The sequence below is a fragment of the Paenibacillus sp. FSL K6-1096 genome (assembly GCF_037977055.1).
In the GTDB taxonomy this organism is placed as follows: Bacteria; Bacillota; Bacilli; order Paenibacillales; family Paenibacillaceae; genus Paenibacillus_AQ.
In genome coordinates this window covers 3,655,375-3,673,462 of record NZ_CP150274.1, presented here as the reverse complement: position 1 = coordinate 3,673,462, position 18,088 = coordinate 3,655,375, and the positions used below count along the sequence as shown (strand labels likewise).

Genomic DNA, 18,088 nt, shown 5'->3' with positions numbered 1-18,088 from the left:
GACTAGTATGTGCAGCCTTCAGGGTTTTATACCTGGCTGCGCCAAATTAATGGACCCGGGCTTTCTCAACCTTTTTCCATTTGCGGTTCTGGTTGGTGGTCTCAGGGAAGGTGTCACCCTTCTCCATTCTGATCTGCTTCGGATTCTGGATTTCGGTATGGAAGCTCCGCGCTTCGCCTACTTCGGTGTAGAGTCCCGGGTTGGGGGCTTTGTCGCCTTTTTCGTATTCGGTCTGTTCGCCCATGTGTGGATACCTCCTGCTGTAGAGTGATGAAGCTCTAATATTGTGACCCTGACGATAGGTGATTACTCCGGCTTCCTTACCGAAAGCGGCAGCATTATCTCTCTGTGGGCCCAGCATCTGGTTCGCCTCGCTTTAATAAAGCTTGCAATCCGCTACCCGATTTGGTATATTAATTTGGTGCGAGTCTATGTTTGTGCTCGTTCCTTGCTCCTGACCTGATCAGGGGCCGCAGACCATAAGGAGGTGAAAATTATGCGCAAATATGAAGTCATGTACATTATTCGTCCTGACATTGAACAAGAAGCCGTTCAAGCAGCAGTCGAAAAATTCCAAGGCATCATCTCCAACGGCGGAGAAATTACAAAGCACGAAGTGCAGGGTAAGCGCCGTCTTGCGTATGAGATCAAGAAATTCCGTGATGGCGTTTATGTTCTGGTTAACTTCACTGCAGAACCTGCAGTAGTTACTGAGCTTGAGCGTATCATGAAGATTTCGGACGAAGTTATTCGTTATCTCATTACGAACGACGTTGCCTAAGATTCTGACAAGCTTTGTAACGAATCGCGCTATTAAGGAGGGGACCTAATTGTTGAACCGCATCATCTTGATCGGTCGGTTGACCCGTGACCCAGAACTTCGTTATACTCCTGCTGGTGTTGCCGTAACACAGTTTACGCTTGCCGTAGACCGTAACTTTACGGGCCAGAATGGTGAACGCGAAGCGGACTTTATCCCGGTAGTAACCTGGAGACAGCTGGCTGAGACCTGTGCCAATTACTTGCGCAAAGGAAGACTGGCAGCCGTAGAAGGACGCATCCAAGTACGGAACTATGAGAATAATGAAGGCAAACGTGTATACGTTACTGAAGTTATTGCTGATAATGTCCGTTTCCTGGAGTCCGCGCAGAGCCGTGAAGGCGGAAATGCATCACAGAGCGGAAGTATGCCTGAAGAGCCGTCCTACGGCGGTGGTAACGGCGGGAACAATGCTCGCGGAAATAACAATAATTTCTCGCGTAACAACAATACTCAAGATCCTTTTTCGGGCGATGGAAAACCGATCGATATATCGGACGATGATTTGCCATTTTAATAAGGAAGGACTGAACAGAACATGGCTTTCAAACCAAGAGAAGGCGGAGACAACGACAAGAGACCAGCACGTCGTGGTGGACGCAACAAGCGTAAAAAAGTGTGCTATTTCACTGTGAACAAGATCACTCACATTGATTATAAAGACACTGAGCTTCTGAAGAAGTTCATCAGCGAACGCGGAAAGATCCTGCCGCGTCGTGTAACTGGAACAAGTGCTAAATACCAACGCGCTCTGACTATTGCTGTAAAGCGTTCGCGTCAAATCGCGCTGCTGCCTTACACAACGGAATAAGACGTTTCTTAAGCAGCCGGCTAAGCCGGCTGCTTTTTTCTATTCTATCGATTACTAGAGAGGAATGATCCCATGATCAGCGCAAGCCCATACCTTGTTATTGAGAATGTGCAGGAGTCGCTAGACTATTACAAGAGTGTATTCGGCGGGGAGATTAAGGTACTGAATGAACACAAGGGTAAGCTGCTCCATGCCGAGCTGCATTTGGGGCCGAGTATTCTGCATTTCTCTGATGATTACGGCAAAGGCCGGAAGACAGAGCAGGTAAGCATCCTATTGACGCTGGATCATGAAGATCAGCTGCGCCGGATCTATGAGCAGCTGGCAGCGGATGGCGGTCAGATCAAGGTGGAGCTGCAGCAGACCTTCTTCGGCGCCCTGCATGGACAGGTTGCTGACGGCAAAAACGGAATCACTTGGGTGCTGAATTGCTTTACCGGCAATTGACAAACCATTTCCAGGTGTAGTAAATTACAGGTATCCTATAACTGAAGGGGAAATATTGATGTCGGTGAGCGTTCTTAACTAAGCAATTTCATATCATTCCGGAGTAAACCGCGGCATGTACCGAATTTTGACCGGAGCATGTCTTGTTAGATTGTGCCTTGGCACATCGATGAGAGCGGACTGCTGGAATGAATGACTTTAGTTAAGAACACACGCGAAGCGTCATGATGGCCTCTTTACGGCTATTGTTCTCTTTGTGATCAACCGTGCTCTTTGCAGCACGGTTTTTTCTGTTATCAGAAGCCAAAGGGAAGAGTAGCATGAATGAGGGCGAAGACTGCCGTGGTGGCGGTCTTCGCCCTTTTTACGTTAGGAATCAAACCTGAGGGAGGAATACCAATGAATACCCAAAGTCTGCATACGCTGGAATACGAGACAGTCAGGCAGGAGCTGATGCGCCATGCGGTGTCCTATGAAGGAAGAAGATATGTGAGTGAGCTTGCCCCGATGACCTATCTTCCGGCTATACACCGGGCCCTTGAGGAGGTGGAGGAAGCGAAGGAGCTGCTTATGCGCGGGGCGAGTGTGCCGGTTCCTTCATTAGAGGGCATTGAATGGGTGCTGTCACTGCTGGGAACCGGATATATGTATAATGAGCAGGATTTCACAGCAGTCTCCCAGTTCCTGAACAGCTGCGCACAGCTGAGGAAATACATGGCCTCCAAGGAGCAGACCGCACCCCGTATTGCCGCTTACGGAGCTTCATTGCAGGAGCTGAGGGCGGTTAAAGAGGAGATCGACCGCTGTATCCGGCTGGGCGTCATTGAGACCGGGGCCAGTAAAGGGCTGGAGCGGGTGCGCAAGCGGCTGGGCATGGCCAAGGAGCGGCTGAACCGGAAGCTGGAGAGCATTATGAACCGGCATAAGGCTATTTTGCAGGAGAGTCTGGTCAGTATGCGAAACGGCCGTTATGTCATTCCGGTGAAGCGGGAGTATCATAAGCAGATTAAGGGGACGGTGCTGGACCAGTCTACCAGCGGGCAGACCGTGTTCGTGGAGCCGGAGGAGGCAGCGTCTCTCCAGGGAGAGATTGAGCTGCTGACGGCGGAGGAAGCCCGTGAAGAGGGAATTATCCTCAGTATGCTGACCGGGCTGTTAGAGCAGGAGCAGGCGGCCATCAGGCAGAACATTGAGATCACGGGCATGTATGACTTTATTTTTGCCAAAGGGAAGTATGCGCAGGGGATGGATGCGGTCCGGGTGTCATTGAACGAGCGGGGTTATCTGAGAATGAACGGGGGTAGGCACCCTCTGTTAAAGGACATGGTGCCGGTCAGTCTGGAATTCGGGCAGGGGTATAAGTCACTGATTGTGACCGGGCCGAATACCGGGGGTAAGACGGTTGTGCTCAAAACACTGGGCCTGCTCTCTCTGATGGTGCAGTCTGGTCTTCTCATCCCGGCCCAGCCCGGAAGTGACTTCACCGTGTTCAAAGATGTGATCAGCGTGATCGGAGACGGCCAGAGTCTGACCCAGTCGCTTAGTACCTTCTCGGCACAAATGAAAAGCATCGAAGGGATGCTTGGCGAAGCAGGCAGGGGAGTATTGCTGCTGATTGATGAGCTGGCCGCCGGCACCGATCCGGGGGAAGGCTTCGCTCTATCGATTGCCATCCTGGAGGAGCTGAACCGCAAGGGGGCCAATATCGTTGTGACTACCCATTTCAATGAGCTGAAGGCCTTCGCGGCAGCAACGGAGGGGTTCGAGAACGCGCGCATGGAGTTCGACAAGCATACGCTGCAGCCGTTATATAAGCTGACGATCGGCGAAGCGGGCGAGAGCTATGCGCTGCAGATCGCTGAGAAGCTGGGTATCGGAAGGACGGTTATTGAACGGGCCAGGGAGCTTGTAACGGAACAGCAGAGCCGCAGGGGCAGCTATGATCCCTGGAAGGGTGCTGTAAGAAGGAAGAGAAGCGCTGGAACAGGTGAAGCCGGAGAAGCTGAAGGAGCTGAACGAGCGGATAGGGTGGGGCCGCAAAACAGCCCGGCAGAGGAAGCAGAGCAGGCCAAGCGGGAATATGAGATCGGGGATGCCGTCTATGTCAGCTCACTCGGGCGCACTGGCATTGTCTATGCGAAGAAGGACAGCCGGGGCATGGTCGGAGTGATGATCCAGAAGCAGAAAATAACGGTGAACCACAAGCGGCTGAAGCCGTACCTGTCCAAAGAGGAGCTGTACCCGGAGGACTATGATCTGGATATCATTTTTGAGAGTAAGGAGAACCGGAAGAAGCGCAAGCTGATGGCCAAGAGGCATGTTGAAGGACTAAGCATCACTTTGCCTGAAGAGGAGAAATAGAGGGATTTGTGAACCGGAGTCTGCCCGTCAGGGCAGGCTTTTTGCTGCGATAACTGTGGTGATTTGATGAACGCTGACCGGGCTGTGGACTCAGGAAAATAAATATAGGTCTTCACTTTAGCGCGGATATTGTATATCCTCTATAATGTGGAACTATGAATTGTCCATAATATGCATAATAGGCTTTAGAGTAAAATTTAGTTCGGAAACCGCTTACATAAAAGTGTGATCCAACCCGGGAGGGAATATCTATATGTCAAAGCAGCTCATCGGCAGACTGATGCTACCGCTGATCTTCGTGGTGGCTTTATCGTCATGCGGCGGGTCAAGCCCGTCCGTGCAGTCTTACATTGAGCGTCTCAGCAAATCAGCAGATGAACCTGTAAAGGGCGGCACGGTCACCTTCGGATATCCGTCGGCGTTTCAGGGCATTTTTGAGCCGGCTTTCTTTGAAGGGGAGGACGATGCGAATGTGCTGGAATTCACGACGGAAGCCATGTTCACGGTGGACGATGAACTGTCTACAGTGCCCAACCTGGCCACCTGGCAGGAGTCAGAGGACCACACGGTCTTCACCTTCACGCTAAAGCCCGGGGTGCGCTGGCATAACGGGGATGAATTGACGGTAGAAGACTGGAAGTTCGCGCTGGAGACAATCGCCAGCCCGGAGTATACCGGCTCCAGATATTATAGTGTAGAGATGATCAAGGGGGCGGAGGCCTACCATCAGGGGAAGGCCAAGAGCATTACGGGGCTGAAGGTGCTGGACCCGTATACGCTGCGTGTGACCATGAATTCTGCGCAGGTGAACCTGATCGACAATCTGTGGGCTTATCCGATGAACAAGCGGTACTTCGAGGGAGTAGCTGTTAAAGATATGGCAGACAGCGATCAGGTCCGCAAGCGGCCGATCGGCACCGGACCGTTCAAGATCACGGAGATCGTACCCGGCGAGCGGGTGGAAATGGAACGGTTCAATGAGTATTACAAGGGCAGTGCGCTGCTGGATGGCGTAACCTACAAGACTGTGGACAGCAAGAAAATGACCGCTCTGCTGGAAGCAGGCAGCATTGATATGGGGGCGGTGCCGCGCGACGCTTACCAGGCGGTGGGCCAACTGGATAATGTGGAGGTTATGACCGCTCCTGGCTTGTCGCTGGAGTATATCGGCTTCAAATTCGGACGCTGGGATGAGGAACGCGGACAGGTTGTGATGGATAACCCGAAATTCCGGGACAAGCGCCTGCGCAAAGCCATGTATTACGCGCTGGACCGCCAGGGCATCATTGACAGATTCTCGTATGGTCTCGGGACACTGACCGAGACGCCTGTGCCCAGCTCCAGCTGGGCTAAGATTCCTGACGGGGAGATCGACACCTATCCTTACCTCCCGGATAAGGCCAGAAGCCTGCTTGATGAGGCGGGTTACCTGGATCAGGATGGCGACGGATTCCGGGAGGACCCCGGCGGAGGCAAGTTCATTATCCACTACGATGCGATGAGCGGAACCAAAACAGCCGAGGCCCGGACCGAGGCCATTCTGCAGAACTGGCGGGATGTGGGACTTGATGTCCGGCTGAACGGAGGAAGCCTGAAGGAGCTGAATGTCTTCTACGAGGCCGTGGAAGAAGACGACCCGTCGGTGGAGCTGTTCAACGGGGTATGGGGACTGGCTATTGATCCTGATCCGACAGGCTTATGGCGGGCCAAGGATCCCTGGAATTATCCGCGCTGGACCTCGGAGCGCAGCGAGGAGCTGATCCGTGAAGGGATCAGTCTGAAGGCATATGACAAGGATTACCGCAAACAGATCTATTATGAATGGCAGAAGCTGATTAATGATGAGGTTCCGATGATCTTCTTCTCCGAACGCTCCAGTATTACCGCAGTGAACAAGCGCCTGCAGGGGGTAACCACGAACGCCGTGAGCAGTATTATCGACCCGCAGAGCTGGTGGATTAAGACCAACGATTAGAACGGAAATGACGGTTCAAGCTGCAGCGTCCTGCTGGAAGCATGGACCGTCATTTTTATTTTTTTGCGGAAATAAGAATCAAAACGCAGTCTGCTGCGTCATATACATTAGGGCCAAGAAAAAGCTGAGATTGCTAAAGTTGTCGTTATTTGTTGTTTCTTTTTAGTGGCGAAGTGATTACAATAGAAATATTGTTTATGTGTCAAAGCCGTTTCCCAGGTTTATTCTAAAATTAGAACGACCCGAATCCCGGAAAGGGGGTATCATACATCTTGAAGCAGGGCGGCGCATAGCAGCAGGAAGAGCCCAATCATGACTGTCTGGACGCCCAGACGGGCATTGTAAATAGATTACGGCATTTATATGTCCAATCCACCATAAAGAAGGAATCAAATGATGAAAAAGATCAAAAAAATAAAGAAAAGATACATTGCGCTCATACTCGTACTTGTTATTGCCGCCGGAGCGTTTCTGTTCCAGAAGCCGCTGGCCGTGCTGGCCTTTGACCTCTTCCTGTCCGACCGGGTAGAGAACAAGCTGGCGCAGGATTCCTATGTGCCTCTGGAGAATAACACCACCAAGACCCCGACCACCGTTAAGGCAGAACCCGTGGCTCTCAAAAGCGATCCGTTCTCTCTGATGCTGCTGGGTACGGATCAGCGGGGCAACGAGGTTGCGCGGTCTGATACGATGATGTATGCGGTCATCCGGCCGGAGGACTACAAAATTCTGCTGATCTCTATCCCCCGCGATACGTACACGGAAATCATCGGATATAAGGATAACAAGAAGGACAAAATTACCCATGCGTATGCTTTTGGCGGACAGCAGATGTCCAAGGATACACTGGAAGCGCTGCTCGGCCATGATATTCAATATTATGCCACCATCAACTTTCAGGGGCTGAAGGATGCCGTGGATGCCATTGGCGGCGTGCCTCTGCCGATCAAGAAGGATATTGTCAACAAAGGCAAAGACCATGAGAAGTTCACGATTAAAGCCAATAAGTCGAACTACAACGGCGAAGAGGCGCTGAACTATACCCGTTACCGTGAGGATAGCGACTTCAACCGCACGAAGCGGCAACAGGTCTTTATTGATGTGGTAGCGAATAAAATGTTATCGATCAGCCAGATCGGCAATATCCCTGAGCTGCTGGATATTATGGGCGATAATTTCAAAACGGATATCGAGCCTTCCATGATTATCAGCCTGGCCAAGAAATTCATGGGCGGCAAGGACATGGATATCTCCAGCTTCACCGTAATGGGAGAAGGCAAGCGTATCGACGGGATTTACTACGATATTGTGAACGAAGAGGATCTGAACAAGGCCAAAGCACTGATTGATAACTGGATGAACCCCGGCACACCGGTGGACCAGCTGATTGAACCGGGCAAGGCCGGCAATGCACTGGAGCCTACGGCTACACCAGCCGTACAGTAAGACATGAATAACAGCAGCCATTGTGCAAGGTTAATGGCTGCTGTTTACTGTCTTCATGTTATAATGGGGTGGAACGAACTGCTGCGTCAGGCGTATAACTACGGTGGGCCTTACAGCAAGGAAGGTAGAGCATCATTCCTTCGGAACTCTTTGAGGAGGATCAAGAGATGAATATTGCGTTTTTTTTACTTCCGAAACAGGAGGTAGCCTGCGTTACTCTGGATTCAACGCTGCGCCAGACCCTGGAACGGATGGAGTTTCACCGATATACGGCCGTGCCGATCCTGAACAAGCACGGGGAATATGCCGGAACGGTTACGGAAGGTGATCTGCTCTGGTACATGAAGGAGTCCGGCGGTTCGGTTACTTTTGAGAATGCTTCCAAATTTCTGCTGAAGGATGTGCCGCTGCGGATGAACAATCTGCCGGTCTCGATCGATGCGGATATGGAGGATCTGATTAATCTGGCCAAGGTGCAGAACTTTGTGCCGGTTGTAGACGATATGAAACGGTTCATCGGTATTGTCAGACGGAGCCAGATTATTGAATATTGCGAGAAGTTCGTGTCCCGGCAATCGCTGGAATCGTTATAATCTCATCATCGGATAGGCAATGCTGAAGGGACAAAGGCCTGTATTTCCGGCATCACGGAATGCGGGCTTTTTTCGGAAAAGCAGTGAGTTATAAGGTATGAAGGCTGCTGTACCCTTCGCCCCGGGGGCGGGAGGCAGCTGTGTGGCCCGGAAATTTTTATGCTATAATGGAGAATAATGCTTTTTGCCGGAGGTAGAGAGACGTGCCCAATGTGCCGAAGGATCTGGATGTGGCCAAACGCGCCAAGGTAATTGAGTGGTTAAAGACCGAAGTGATTGATCAAGTCTCAAGATTATTCAAGGCGTTGTGGGAAGGCAGCACCGCCCGTGTAGGCGACAGCCTGGCCAGCCTGCTTATGAGCTCATATATCCTGGGGCGCAGACTTGGTATCCCTTATCGTGATCTGGATGATCTGCTGATGGAGAAGCTGAGAAAGCACAGGCAGGAAGGGCATCAGCTGGAAGAGTGGTACCAGGATATATCTGCGTTAGAAGAACATATGCGTAAGAGGTGAATACTGTTGAAATTTCGCTGGACATCTGTGGCTTGGAGCATCGCTTATCTGCTGCTGCTGTTATCTCTGTCAACCCCGTTGCTGCTTATTACAACACTGTTTATGATTATTCCGGCCATAGTGCTCTACACCACCTTAAGCACCAAGCAGTTCATCCTGCACCTGGTGCCGGTCCTGCTGATTGTAGGCCTGATTACTCCGTTCTACATTCTGATCGCGGCCTACTTCCTGATTCCGGCGCTGGTGATGGGACACCGTTACAAGAAGCGTGCATCAGCGATGTCTACATTAACCGCCGGCATGGTGGCTGTATTAGCTGAATTCCTGCTGATCCTGCTGGTCAGTACGGCATTCCTTAAGTTCAACCTGTACGACTACGTCTACGATGTTCTCCAGACCTATACGGATTGGCTGGCAAGCATGGGGGCAAGCAATCCGTTGTTGTCCGAAATTACCATCTCCTCCGATCAGATCGGCCAGATGAGCTGGTTGACCATCCAGGCAATTCCGATGACGCTGATCCTCAGCGCCTTCATTATTGCTGTTATTACCCATTCCATCGTCCGTCCTATTCTGAACAGCATGGATTATGCTGTACCGAAGCTGAAGCCTGCAAGAGAATGGCGGCTGGGCAGAGCCTTCATCTGGTATTATCTGATCGGCGCTGTGATCACCATTCTGTTCGGCGGTGCAGACAGCGGCTTCATGCTGATGGTCTCGGCCAATCTGCTGCCGCTCCTGCAAATTGCGTTCAAGATCCAAACCATCGGTTTCCTCTTCTTCCTGGTGTATGAACGGAAGTGGAGCAAGATTGTGGCTCTCCTGCTGTCGATCCCTGTGATCGCTCTGCCGGGATTCTGGATTATCGGTGTGGTGGATCTGGCGTTTCCGCTGCGGGAGCTAGTGAAGAAATCGAAACGATAGGGTGAGAGCTCATGCCAAAATTTCTGCAAAGACGCTGGCACGGCTATCATACCGTGTGGGCGTTCTTGCTGCTGCTGGTCCTGATTATAGTCGTCAGTATCTATAACTGGGTCCTGGGTGTGGCCAGTCTGTTCCTGGCCGGCACCCTATGTTTCACTATGCTGCAGGCCGAGCTGTCGTTCCGCCGCAACCTTGTTGATTACATTAACGGCCTGTCCTTCCGAATCAAGCGGGTGGAGGGGGAGGCTGTAAGCATGCTTCCCTTGGGTATAATCCTCTACAGCGAAGAACGCAAGGTGGAGTGGCATAACCGCAATGCCGGCACCATCTTCTCGCGGAAATCTCTGGTAGGTGTAGACATGCAGGAGCTGATGCCGGAGGTGATGGCTTCGCTGCCGACTACGGCGCAGAAGCGGGAGCCGGCCAAAGACGGGGTACTGAAGGATCACCGCCATGAGCTTACGGTGGATGAACGCTATTATCAGGTCGTGGTGATTCCGAGTGAACGTCTGCTCTATCTATATGACATTACTGAGCTTGTGGTGCTGCGTGAACGGTATGAGGAAGAGAAGCTGGCGATCGGCATTGTCATGATGGACAATCTGGACGAAGCTGCGCAGGGCATGGATGACCAGCAGCGTACGTCGCTGATCGCCAAGGTGGCCAGCGAGATCACAGAGTGGAGCAAGCAGTACGATGTATATCTGCGCCGCCTGTCCTCCGAGCGGTATCTGATGCTGCTCAACCACCGCAGCCTCCAGGCGCTGGAGGAGAGCCGGTTCGTGGTGCTTGACGATGTGCGGGAGATGACGGCTGACCTTAAGGTGCCGATGACGCTCAGCATCGGCCTTGCCTACGGCTCGGAATCAGCCAGTGAGCTTGGAGCGCTGGCCCAGTCCAGTCTGGATATGGCTCTGGGCCGGGGCGGGGACCAAGCGGCGGTGAAGGCAGGCCAGCGGCTCTCCTTCTACGGCGGCAAGAGCAACGCGGCTGAGAAGCGTACCCGCGTCCGGGCCCGTGTTATTGCCCATGCGCTGCGGGACCTGATGCAGGAGAGCGACCGGGTGCTGATTATGGGGCACCGGATACCGGATATTGATGCGATAGGGGCATCGATCGGGCTGCTGAAGGCTGCCCAGATGTATAATGTGGAAGCCGGCATTGTGATGGAGACCCCGAATCCGTCGATTGCCAAGATGATGGAGCAGATCCGCAAGGATGAGGCACTCTTCAAGACCTTCATCACGCCGGAGCAGGCGCTCCAGGTGATGACAGAGCATACGCTGCTGATTGTGGTAGACACACATAAGGCCTCTATGACCATTGAGCCGAAGGTGGTTCAGCATGCCAGCCGGATCGTGGTGGTGGACCATCACCGCCGGGGTGAAGAATTCATTAATGATGCGGTCCTTGTGTATCTGGAGCCGTATGCTTCGTCAACCTGCGAGCTGGTGACAGAGCTGCTGCAGTATATTCATGAGAAGATCAAGCTGAGCCCGCTGGAGGCCACGATGCTGCTGGCCGGCATTACGGTGGATACGAAGCATTTCGCCCAGCACACGGGGTCGCGGACCTTCGAGGCCGCCGGCTTCCTGCGCCGGGTCGGGGCGGATACGGTTCTGATCCAGCGGATGCTGAAGGAGGACCTGCAGGAGTACATCTCCAAGGCGGAGATTATCAAGCACGCACGCATCATCTATGATCATATCGCGCTGGTGGTAACAACGCCCGGGACGAAGATTCCGCAGCTGCTGATCGCCCAGACAGCGGATACGCTGCTGGGAATGACGAATGTGATGGCTTCCTTCGTCATCAGCGAGCGGCCTGACGGCCTCATCGGCATCAGCGCCCGTTCCCTGGGACGGATGAATGTGCAGGTCGTCATGGAGAAGCTGGGCGGCGGCGGGCATCTGTCCAATGCAGCCGCACAGCTTGAAGGAACCTGTAAGGATGCAGAAGCCAGACTGCTTGCAGTACTGGCCGAAATTGAAGCGAAAGAGGGGTTATTTGAATGAAGGTCATATTCTTGAAGGATGTTAAAGGGCAAGGTAAGAAAGGACAGATCAAAGAGGTATCGGAAGGTTATGCGACGAACTTCCTGCTGCCGCGCGGGCTGGTGCGCCTGGCTACTGACGGCAATGTGAAGACCCTGGAGAACCAGACGGCAGCGGAACAGCGCCGCAAGGATCAGGAGAAAGAGGAAGCGGTACAGCTCGGCAAGAAGATTGATGAGCTGACCCTGACGCTGAAGGCAAAAGCAGGTGAAGGCGGCCGCCTGTTCGGCGCAATCACCAGCAAGCAGATCGGCGAAGCCCTGGCTGCCTCCCACGGCATCGTGGTAGACAAACGCAAGATTGAGCTGAATGATCCGATCCGCCATGTCGGAACGTTCCAGGTGGGTGTGAAGCTGCATACTGAAGTAAAGGCGACCTTCACGGTTCAGGTAACGGAGGAGTAGGATGGGCGGAGATCTCTTTTTCGACCGGGTCCCCCCGCAGAATCTGGAAGCGGAACAGGCCGTGCTGGGTGCGGTGCTGCTGTCCGATGAAGCGCTCATAACCGCGATGGAGCGGGTGAGTACGGAAGACTTCTACGACAAACCGCATCAGATGATCTTTGAAGCGATGGTGCAGCTTGGAGAAGAGAGCCAGCCGATTGACCTGATTACCCTGACCTCCCGGCTTCAGGACCGGGGAGAGCTTGAGGATATTGGCGGTGTCAGCTATTTGGCTAAGCTGGCACATGCGGTGCCGACTGCAGCCAACGTGGACTATTATGCTCAGATTATCGAAGAGAAGGCGATGCTGCGGAGGCTGATCCGCACCGCCACACAGATTGTCAGCGAAGGCTACACCGGCGGCGAAGACGTAAGCATCATGCTAAGCGACGCCGAACGGCGGATTCTGGAAATCTCGAACCGGCGCAGCGGCAGCGGATTCATCGCGATCCGCGATGTGCTGATGCAGGTATTCGACCGGGTGGAGCTGCTCCATCAGAATAAGGGCGGAACGTCAGGGATTCCAACCGGCTTCGTCGATCTGGACCATATGACGAACGGCTTCCAGCGCAATGACCTTATTATTGTGGCGGCCCGTCCTTCCGTAGGGAAGACGGCGTTCGCCCTGAATATCGCCCAGAATGTGGCGGTACGGGCCAAGGAGACTGTAGCCATCTTCAGTCTCGAAATGTCGGCGCCCCAGCTGGTACAGCGTATGATCTGCGCGGAGGCCAACCTGGACGCCAACATTATGCGTACCGGTGACTTCAAGAGCGATGATGACTGGTCGAAGCTTACGATGGGTATCCAGTCCTTGTCCGAATCTGAAATCTATATTGATGATACGCCCGGCATTACGGTGAATGACATCCGGGCGAAATGCCGCAGGCTGAAGAAGGAGAAGGGTCTGGGCATGATCGTCATTGACTACCTCCAGCTGATTCAGGGCCGCGGCAAGCCCGGCGAGAACCGCCAGCAGGAGGTATCGGAAATCTCCCGTACCCTGAAGCAGATTGCCCGTGAGCTTGATGTTCCGGTCATTGCCCTGTCCCAGCTCAGCCGTGGTGTCGAGCAGCGCCAGGACAAACGGCCGATGATGAGTGACCTTCGTGAATCGGGCTCGATTGAGCAGGATGCTGACATCGTTGCGTTCCTGTACCGCGATGATTACTATAATCAGGATACTGAGAAGAAGAATATTATCGAGATTATTATCGCCAAGCAGCGTAACGGCCCTGTAGGAACGGTAGAGCTGGTGTTCCTCAAGAACTTCAACAAGTTCGTCAACTACGAGCGGGCCCATGCCGAACCGTTTGCAGGTTAGATAAATTTCGCACAATACACGAACGATCGCACTATTCTTGTGGTGATCGTTCGTTTTTGTTTGACTTTAAAAAGTGCCGCTGTTACACTGATTATTGTGTTTGGCAGGTTCGCCTGCCTGATATCCGGAGGGCTGCGTACTTCAGAAGCGCGTACAGAGCCCCTTTTATATGTGGAAAAATAATGGTGCCTGTAAGCACCTACGGAGGAATGAACATGTCAACGGTAGTCGTCGTGGGAACACAATGGGGAGACGAAGGCAAAGGCAAGATCACGGATTTTCTGGCGGAAAGTGCAGATGTGGTCGCCCGGTATCAGGGGGGTAACAATGCCGGTCACACGATTCTGATTGACGGAAAGAAGTTCAAGCTGAGCTTGATTCCATCGGGTGTATTCTATAAAGAGAAGACTTGCGTAATCGGCAACGGAATGGTTATTAATCCCGAAGCCCTGATCCAGGAAATTAATTATATTCATGACAACGGCTTCGATACGAAGAATCTGGTCATCAGCGACCGTGCCCATGTCATTATGCCTTATCATATGGTGCTTGATGCGCTGGAGGAAGACCGCAAGGGCCCGAACAAAATCGGTACTACCCGCAAAGGGATTGGCCCGTGCTATATGGATAAAGCGGCCCGCAACGGCATCCGGATTGCCGATCTGATGGATGCTGAGGAATTCGAGCTGAGACTCCGCCCGCTGATGGCAGAGAAGAACCAGGTCATCACCCAGGTCTACGGTGCCGAGCCGCTGGATGTAGAAGAGATTCTGAAGAAATATCTGGAGTATGCCGAAGTGCTGCGTAACTATGTAACCGATACCTCAGTGGTGCTGAACGATGCCATTGACAAGGATGCCAAGGTGTTGTTCGAGGGCGCGCAAGGGGTCATGCTGGATATTGACCAAGGGACGTATCCGTTCGTGACTTCATCGAATCCGTCGGCGGGCGGGGTCTGCATCGGCTCGGGCGTAGGCCCGTCCAAGATTCAGCAGGTCATCGGTGTAGCCAAGTCGTACACAACCCGTGTCGGTGACGGTCCGTTCCCGACAGAGCTGAACGATGCCACCGGTGATTATATCCGGGAGACGGGACATGAATACGGAACGGTTACCGGCCGTGCCCGCCGTGTAGGCTGGTTCGACAGTGTAGTGGTGCGCCATGCCCGCCGCGTCAGCGGAATTACCGGCCTGTCGCTGAATTCACTGGACGTGCTTAGCGGCCTTGAGACGGTTAAGATCTGCACGGGCTACAAATACCGCGGCGAAGTGATTACCCACTACCCGGCCAGCCTGAAGATGCTGGCGGAGTGTGAGGCAGTATATGAGGAGCTTCCAGGCTGGAGCGAGGATATCACCTCCGCGAAGACGCTGGACGATCTTCCGGCCAATACGCGCAGATATGTAGAACGGGTCTCGGAGCTGACCGGCATTCCGATCTCGATCTTCTCTGTAGGCCGCAACCGGGAACAGACGAATCAAGTTCAGCCTATCTATATCTAAGCGCACAGCAGTTTAGAATCAATAGAATGAATCAGGAACAGGGGCCTCGTTGAGGTCCCTGTTCTGCTGTATATGTACGAAGAAGAACTATGCTTATGTGGTGCAGGGACGTTTCCCGGGCCGTGTTCTAGTCAATACTAAGAGAATAGGATCATATGGAACTGATTCTCATGAGTAGGATAGAGCAGGGTTGCAAGGGAGAGATGATAATGAAGGTAATGAAGCGCACGCTGGGCATCTGCCTGATTGTTCTGCTGTCCAGCGTACTGTCCATGCTGACAACAGCGTATGTAGTAAATACGTATATCCAATCTGTGCTGGCCAGCTTCGAGATCAAACTGGACGGACCGGGACCCGGCATCGGCGGCTTCGTGAAGAGTCTGACGGGAATGGGCGGCAGCCCGGCCTCCAAAGAAACCGTGAAAACCTCTAAGGAGGGCGGAGATAAGGCTGATTCAAGCAAGGTGAAGGCGGATGAAGAGAAGAAGGACGGGGGAGCATCCTCCGGTCACACGGATGAGAAGACAGTGGACGAGAATGTACCGGAGGACGCCCTGCCGGTGATGGGACAAGCTGCGGGAGAGGAACAGAGCAGGGGGACACTGGACCAGAATCTGGTCATGACGCCGGAGGCGATGAATGATCTGAAGGAGAACCTCCCCGCAGACGAGAAAACCAATATTTTCAATATTCTGATGAACAAGCTTCCGCAGGAGGAGATGATCAAGATCTCCGCTATGCTGGAAGGCGGGTTGACAGAGAGCGAAGCAGCTGAATTGCAGGGAATCATTGCGAAATATGTGGATGCGGATGAATATGCAGCTCTGATGAAAATGCTTACACCTGATAAGAAGGGAACCGAGTGATCATAAAAATTGTCACTTTTTGGACACGATATCGCTGTTTAAAACGCAAAAATTGGGAAGAAACCCGCGAAAACCGCGGGTTTTGTTGTGTCCGCAAAGTTGAAATCTTTGAGCAGCGTATGGTACAGTAAAAAAGGACTACAAAGGGTTAATATTTTGTAACCTTTTGTGTGTCTTTTTCACAGCGGAAATTCACACTCATGCAAACAGACATAATACGATATGCAGATATAGTTATGCTATAAAAATCGGGGCCATAAAATTAGTTGAGCCGCTACGGCGGACCGTATGGACGGACTGAAAGGGAGAGTTTCATGAAAGGATTCAAGTTTATGAACCGGACGGGGAACCTGCAAAGCCATGAAGAAGCATCCGCAGGGTCCGGAGCAGCAGGTCAACAGGCGGAGATGGGCACAGGCGAAGCCCGTGTGTTCCAGCCGGGAACGAAATCCCGGAGACGCTGGCGTTCGTGGGTTCTGGCTTCAGCCGGCCTGGTGCTTCTGTCTGCCTTCCTGGTAGGGGCACACAAGAGAGAGGTTGCAGCGAATACGGTAACCTATTACAAGGTGCTGGTGAAGGGCAAGGAGATTGGTGCCCTGAACCGGCAGGAGGAACTGACTAAGCTGTTCGAAGAGAAGCGCCAGGAGTATCAGCTCAAATATCCGGATACGGAAATGGTGCTGCAGACCAGCGGCATCACTACGGAGGCGCAGCAGGCCTATAAGCCGGAGGTGGACAGCGAAGCTACGCTGGACAAGCTGGATACTATGCTCAAAGCTTATGCCGTAGGCGTACAGCTGGAGGTGGACGGCGAGCCGCTGGGCATCGTGAAGGATCAGGAGACAGCGGCCGCGGTCCTTAAGGCAGTGAAGGAGCATTACACTCCGCAGGCAGCGGCTGCGCCTTCCGCGAAGCTGGTAAAGACGGCGGCGAAGGCGAAGACGGCTGCCCCTGCGGCAGCCGACAAGGTGGAATCGGTCAAAATCCGCGAAGCGGTTAGCGTCGTTCCGGTAAAGGCTGATCCCAACAAGGTGCTGAGTGTTCAGGAAGCCGTGAAGCTGCTGACCGAAGGCAAGGAAGCGCCGCTGGTGTATTCGGTTCAGGAAGGCGACACGGTCTCCGCCATCGCTTCCCAGTTCAAGATCCCCCAGGCGGAGATCTTCCGCAACAATCCGGGGGTGAAGGAGCTTAGCCTGCAGATTGGCGATGAATTGCAGCTGACGGTTCCCCAGCCGGATCTGACCGTGGTCACAGTAGAGCATGTCAGCGAGCAGGTAGTCACGGAGCCGGAGGTCATTATCCGCAAGAGCGATCAGCTCCCGGCCGGTAAGCGTAAGGTGGTCCGCCCCGGGCAGACCGGACTGAAGACGATGCAGTACCGGCTGACCAAAGAGAACGGGCGGGTGGTCCAGGAGGAATGGCTGGGCCAGGAAGTGGTGAAGGCCTCCCTGCCTGAGGTGGTCTACTCAGGAACCAAGGTCGCGGAGAAGACTGCCAAGAAGGTTACAGCCAAGGTTGTGGGCGAGGCAACCGGAATGTTTGCCTGGCCGGTCACCGGAGCCAGAATCTCCAGCAGCTACGGCGAGCGTTGGGGACGCACCCATAAGGGCCTAGATCTGGTCTCGGGCAACCGCACGATCAAGGCAGCAGACGCAGGGACGGTAAGCTTCGCCGGGGTGCAGCGCGGGTACGGCAATGTGGTTATCGTTAACCACAACAATGGATACTCTACGTACTACGGGCATCTGAGCAGAATCTCGGTCTCCGCCGGACAACGGGTCGGACAAGGCACGCAGATCGGTATTATGGGCAACACCGGCCGCTCTACCGGAACACACCTGCATTTCGAGATCCGCAAGAACGGAACAGCGATGAACCCGATGAGATTCCTGAGATAACAATTGACGGCTCCGACTTCTGACAACCGCCCGGATCATTTCGGGCGGTTGTTTATTTCATTTCGTTAGATGTGACGCCAAGGCAGGTATGTTAGAATATAGGAATCAG

At 53.3% G+C, this 18,088-nt stretch carries 17 protein-coding genes; 16 read left to right on the top strand and 1 reads right to left on the bottom strand.

The genetic code is table 11. The features are described from left to right. Positions 1-46: 46 nt before the first annotated feature. Complete coding sequence (locus tag MHI24_RS16340; protein ID WP_340020622.1) at positions 47-244, bottom strand: YjzC family protein; 198 nt, start codon at positions 242-244, stop codon at positions 47-49. A 252-nt stretch (positions 245-496) separates the two neighbouring features. Here MHI24_RS16340 and rpsF point away from each other — a divergent pair, with 252 nt between their 5' ends. The 16 genes from rpsF to MHI24_RS16260 all read left to right on the top strand — a co-directional run bounded on the left by rpsF (position 497) and on the right by MHI24_RS16260 (position 17,979). Beyond that, positions 497-781, top strand: a complete 285-nt coding sequence (gene rpsF, locus MHI24_RS16335; RefSeq protein WP_020425715.1) for a 30S ribosomal protein S6 — start codon at positions 497-499, stop codon at positions 779-781. Positions 782-830: 49 nt separating this feature from the next. Further along, positions 831-1,337 carry a single-stranded DNA-binding protein gene (ssb, locus tag MHI24_RS16330; protein WP_340020621.1) on the top strand — a complete coding sequence of 169 codons (507 nt, stop codon included), beginning with the start codon at positions 831-833 and terminating at the stop codon, positions 1,335-1,337. A 21-nt stretch (positions 1,338-1,358) separates the two neighbouring features. Continuing rightward, a complete protein-coding gene (gene rpsR / locus MHI24_RS16325) occupies positions 1,359-1,631 on the top strand; it encodes a 30S ribosomal protein S18 (protein WP_238654517.1) in 273 nt (90 codons plus the stop codon). 72 nt (positions 1,632-1,703) lie between these two features. Next, a complete protein-coding gene (locus MHI24_RS16320) occupies positions 1,704-2,078 on the top strand; it encodes a glyoxalase/bleomycin resistance/extradiol dioxygenase family protein (RefSeq protein WP_340020620.1) in 375 nt (124 codons plus the stop codon). A gap of 399 nt (positions 2,079-2,477) precedes the next feature. Then, complete coding sequence (locus MHI24_RS16315; protein WP_340020619.1) at positions 2,478-4,439, top strand: DNA mismatch repair protein MutS; 1,962 nt, start codon at positions 2,478-2,480, stop codon at positions 4,437-4,439. A gap of 253 nt (positions 4,440-4,692) precedes the next feature. Then, complete coding sequence (gene opp4A / locus MHI24_RS16310) at positions 4,693-6,414, top strand: oligopeptide ABC transporter substrate-binding protein (protein ID WP_340020618.1); 1,722 nt, start codon at positions 4,693-4,695, stop codon at positions 6,412-6,414. 393 nt (positions 6,415-6,807) lie between these two features. Further along, positions 6,808-7,860 (top strand): LCP family protein, encoded by a 1,053-nt coding sequence (locus MHI24_RS16305; protein WP_340020617.1) that lies wholly within the window; start codon positions 6,808-6,810, stop codon positions 7,858-7,860. Between the two features lie 167 nt (positions 7,861-8,027). Next, on the top strand, positions 8,028-8,453 hold the full coding sequence (locus MHI24_RS16300; protein ID WP_340020616.1) for a CBS domain-containing protein: 426 nt from the start codon (positions 8,028-8,030) through the stop codon (positions 8,451-8,453). 212 nt (positions 8,454-8,665) lie between these two features. Next, positions 8,666-8,968 (top strand): MazG-like family protein, encoded by a 303-nt coding sequence (locus MHI24_RS16295; RefSeq protein ID WP_340026704.1) that lies wholly within the window; start codon positions 8,666-8,668, stop codon positions 8,966-8,968. Positions 8,969-8,974: 6 nt separating this feature from the next. Next, complete coding sequence (locus MHI24_RS16290; protein WP_340020615.1) at positions 8,975-9,892, top strand: DUF2232 domain-containing protein; 918 nt, start codon at positions 8,975-8,977, stop codon at positions 9,890-9,892. Positions 9,893-9,903: 11 nt separating this feature from the next. Continuing rightward, a complete protein-coding gene (locus MHI24_RS16285) occupies positions 9,904-11,907 on the top strand; it encodes a DHH family phosphoesterase (RefSeq protein ID WP_340020614.1) in 2,004 nt (667 codons plus the stop codon). Next, a complete protein-coding gene (gene rplI / locus MHI24_RS16280) occupies positions 11,904-12,350 on the top strand; it encodes a 50S ribosomal protein L9 (protein ID WP_340020613.1) in 447 nt (148 codons plus the stop codon). The genes MHI24_RS16285 and rplI overlap by 4 nt, the downstream gene beginning before the upstream one ends. Position 12,351: 1 nt before the next feature. Then, a complete protein-coding gene (gene dnaB, locus MHI24_RS16275) occupies positions 12,352-13,713 on the top strand; it encodes a replicative DNA helicase (protein ID WP_340020612.1) in 1,362 nt (453 codons plus the stop codon). A 215-nt stretch (positions 13,714-13,928) separates the two neighbouring features. Then, the gene (locus MHI24_RS16270) at positions 13,929-15,215 is read left to right on the top strand and encodes an adenylosuccinate synthase (RefSeq protein WP_340020611.1); all 1,287 of its coding nucleotides are present in this window, start codon (positions 13,929-13,931) and stop codon (positions 15,213-15,215) included. 209 nt (positions 15,216-15,424) lie between these two features. Continuing rightward, entirely contained in the window at positions 15,425-16,081 is a 657-nt protein-coding gene (locus tag MHI24_RS16265) for a hypothetical protein (RefSeq protein ID WP_340020610.1), read from the top strand. A 314-nt stretch (positions 16,082-16,395) separates the two neighbouring features. Beyond that, a complete protein-coding gene (locus MHI24_RS16260) occupies positions 16,396-17,979 on the top strand; it encodes a M23 family metallopeptidase (protein ID WP_340020609.1) in 1,584 nt (527 codons plus the stop codon). Positions 17,980-18,088 lie beyond the last annotated feature (109 nt).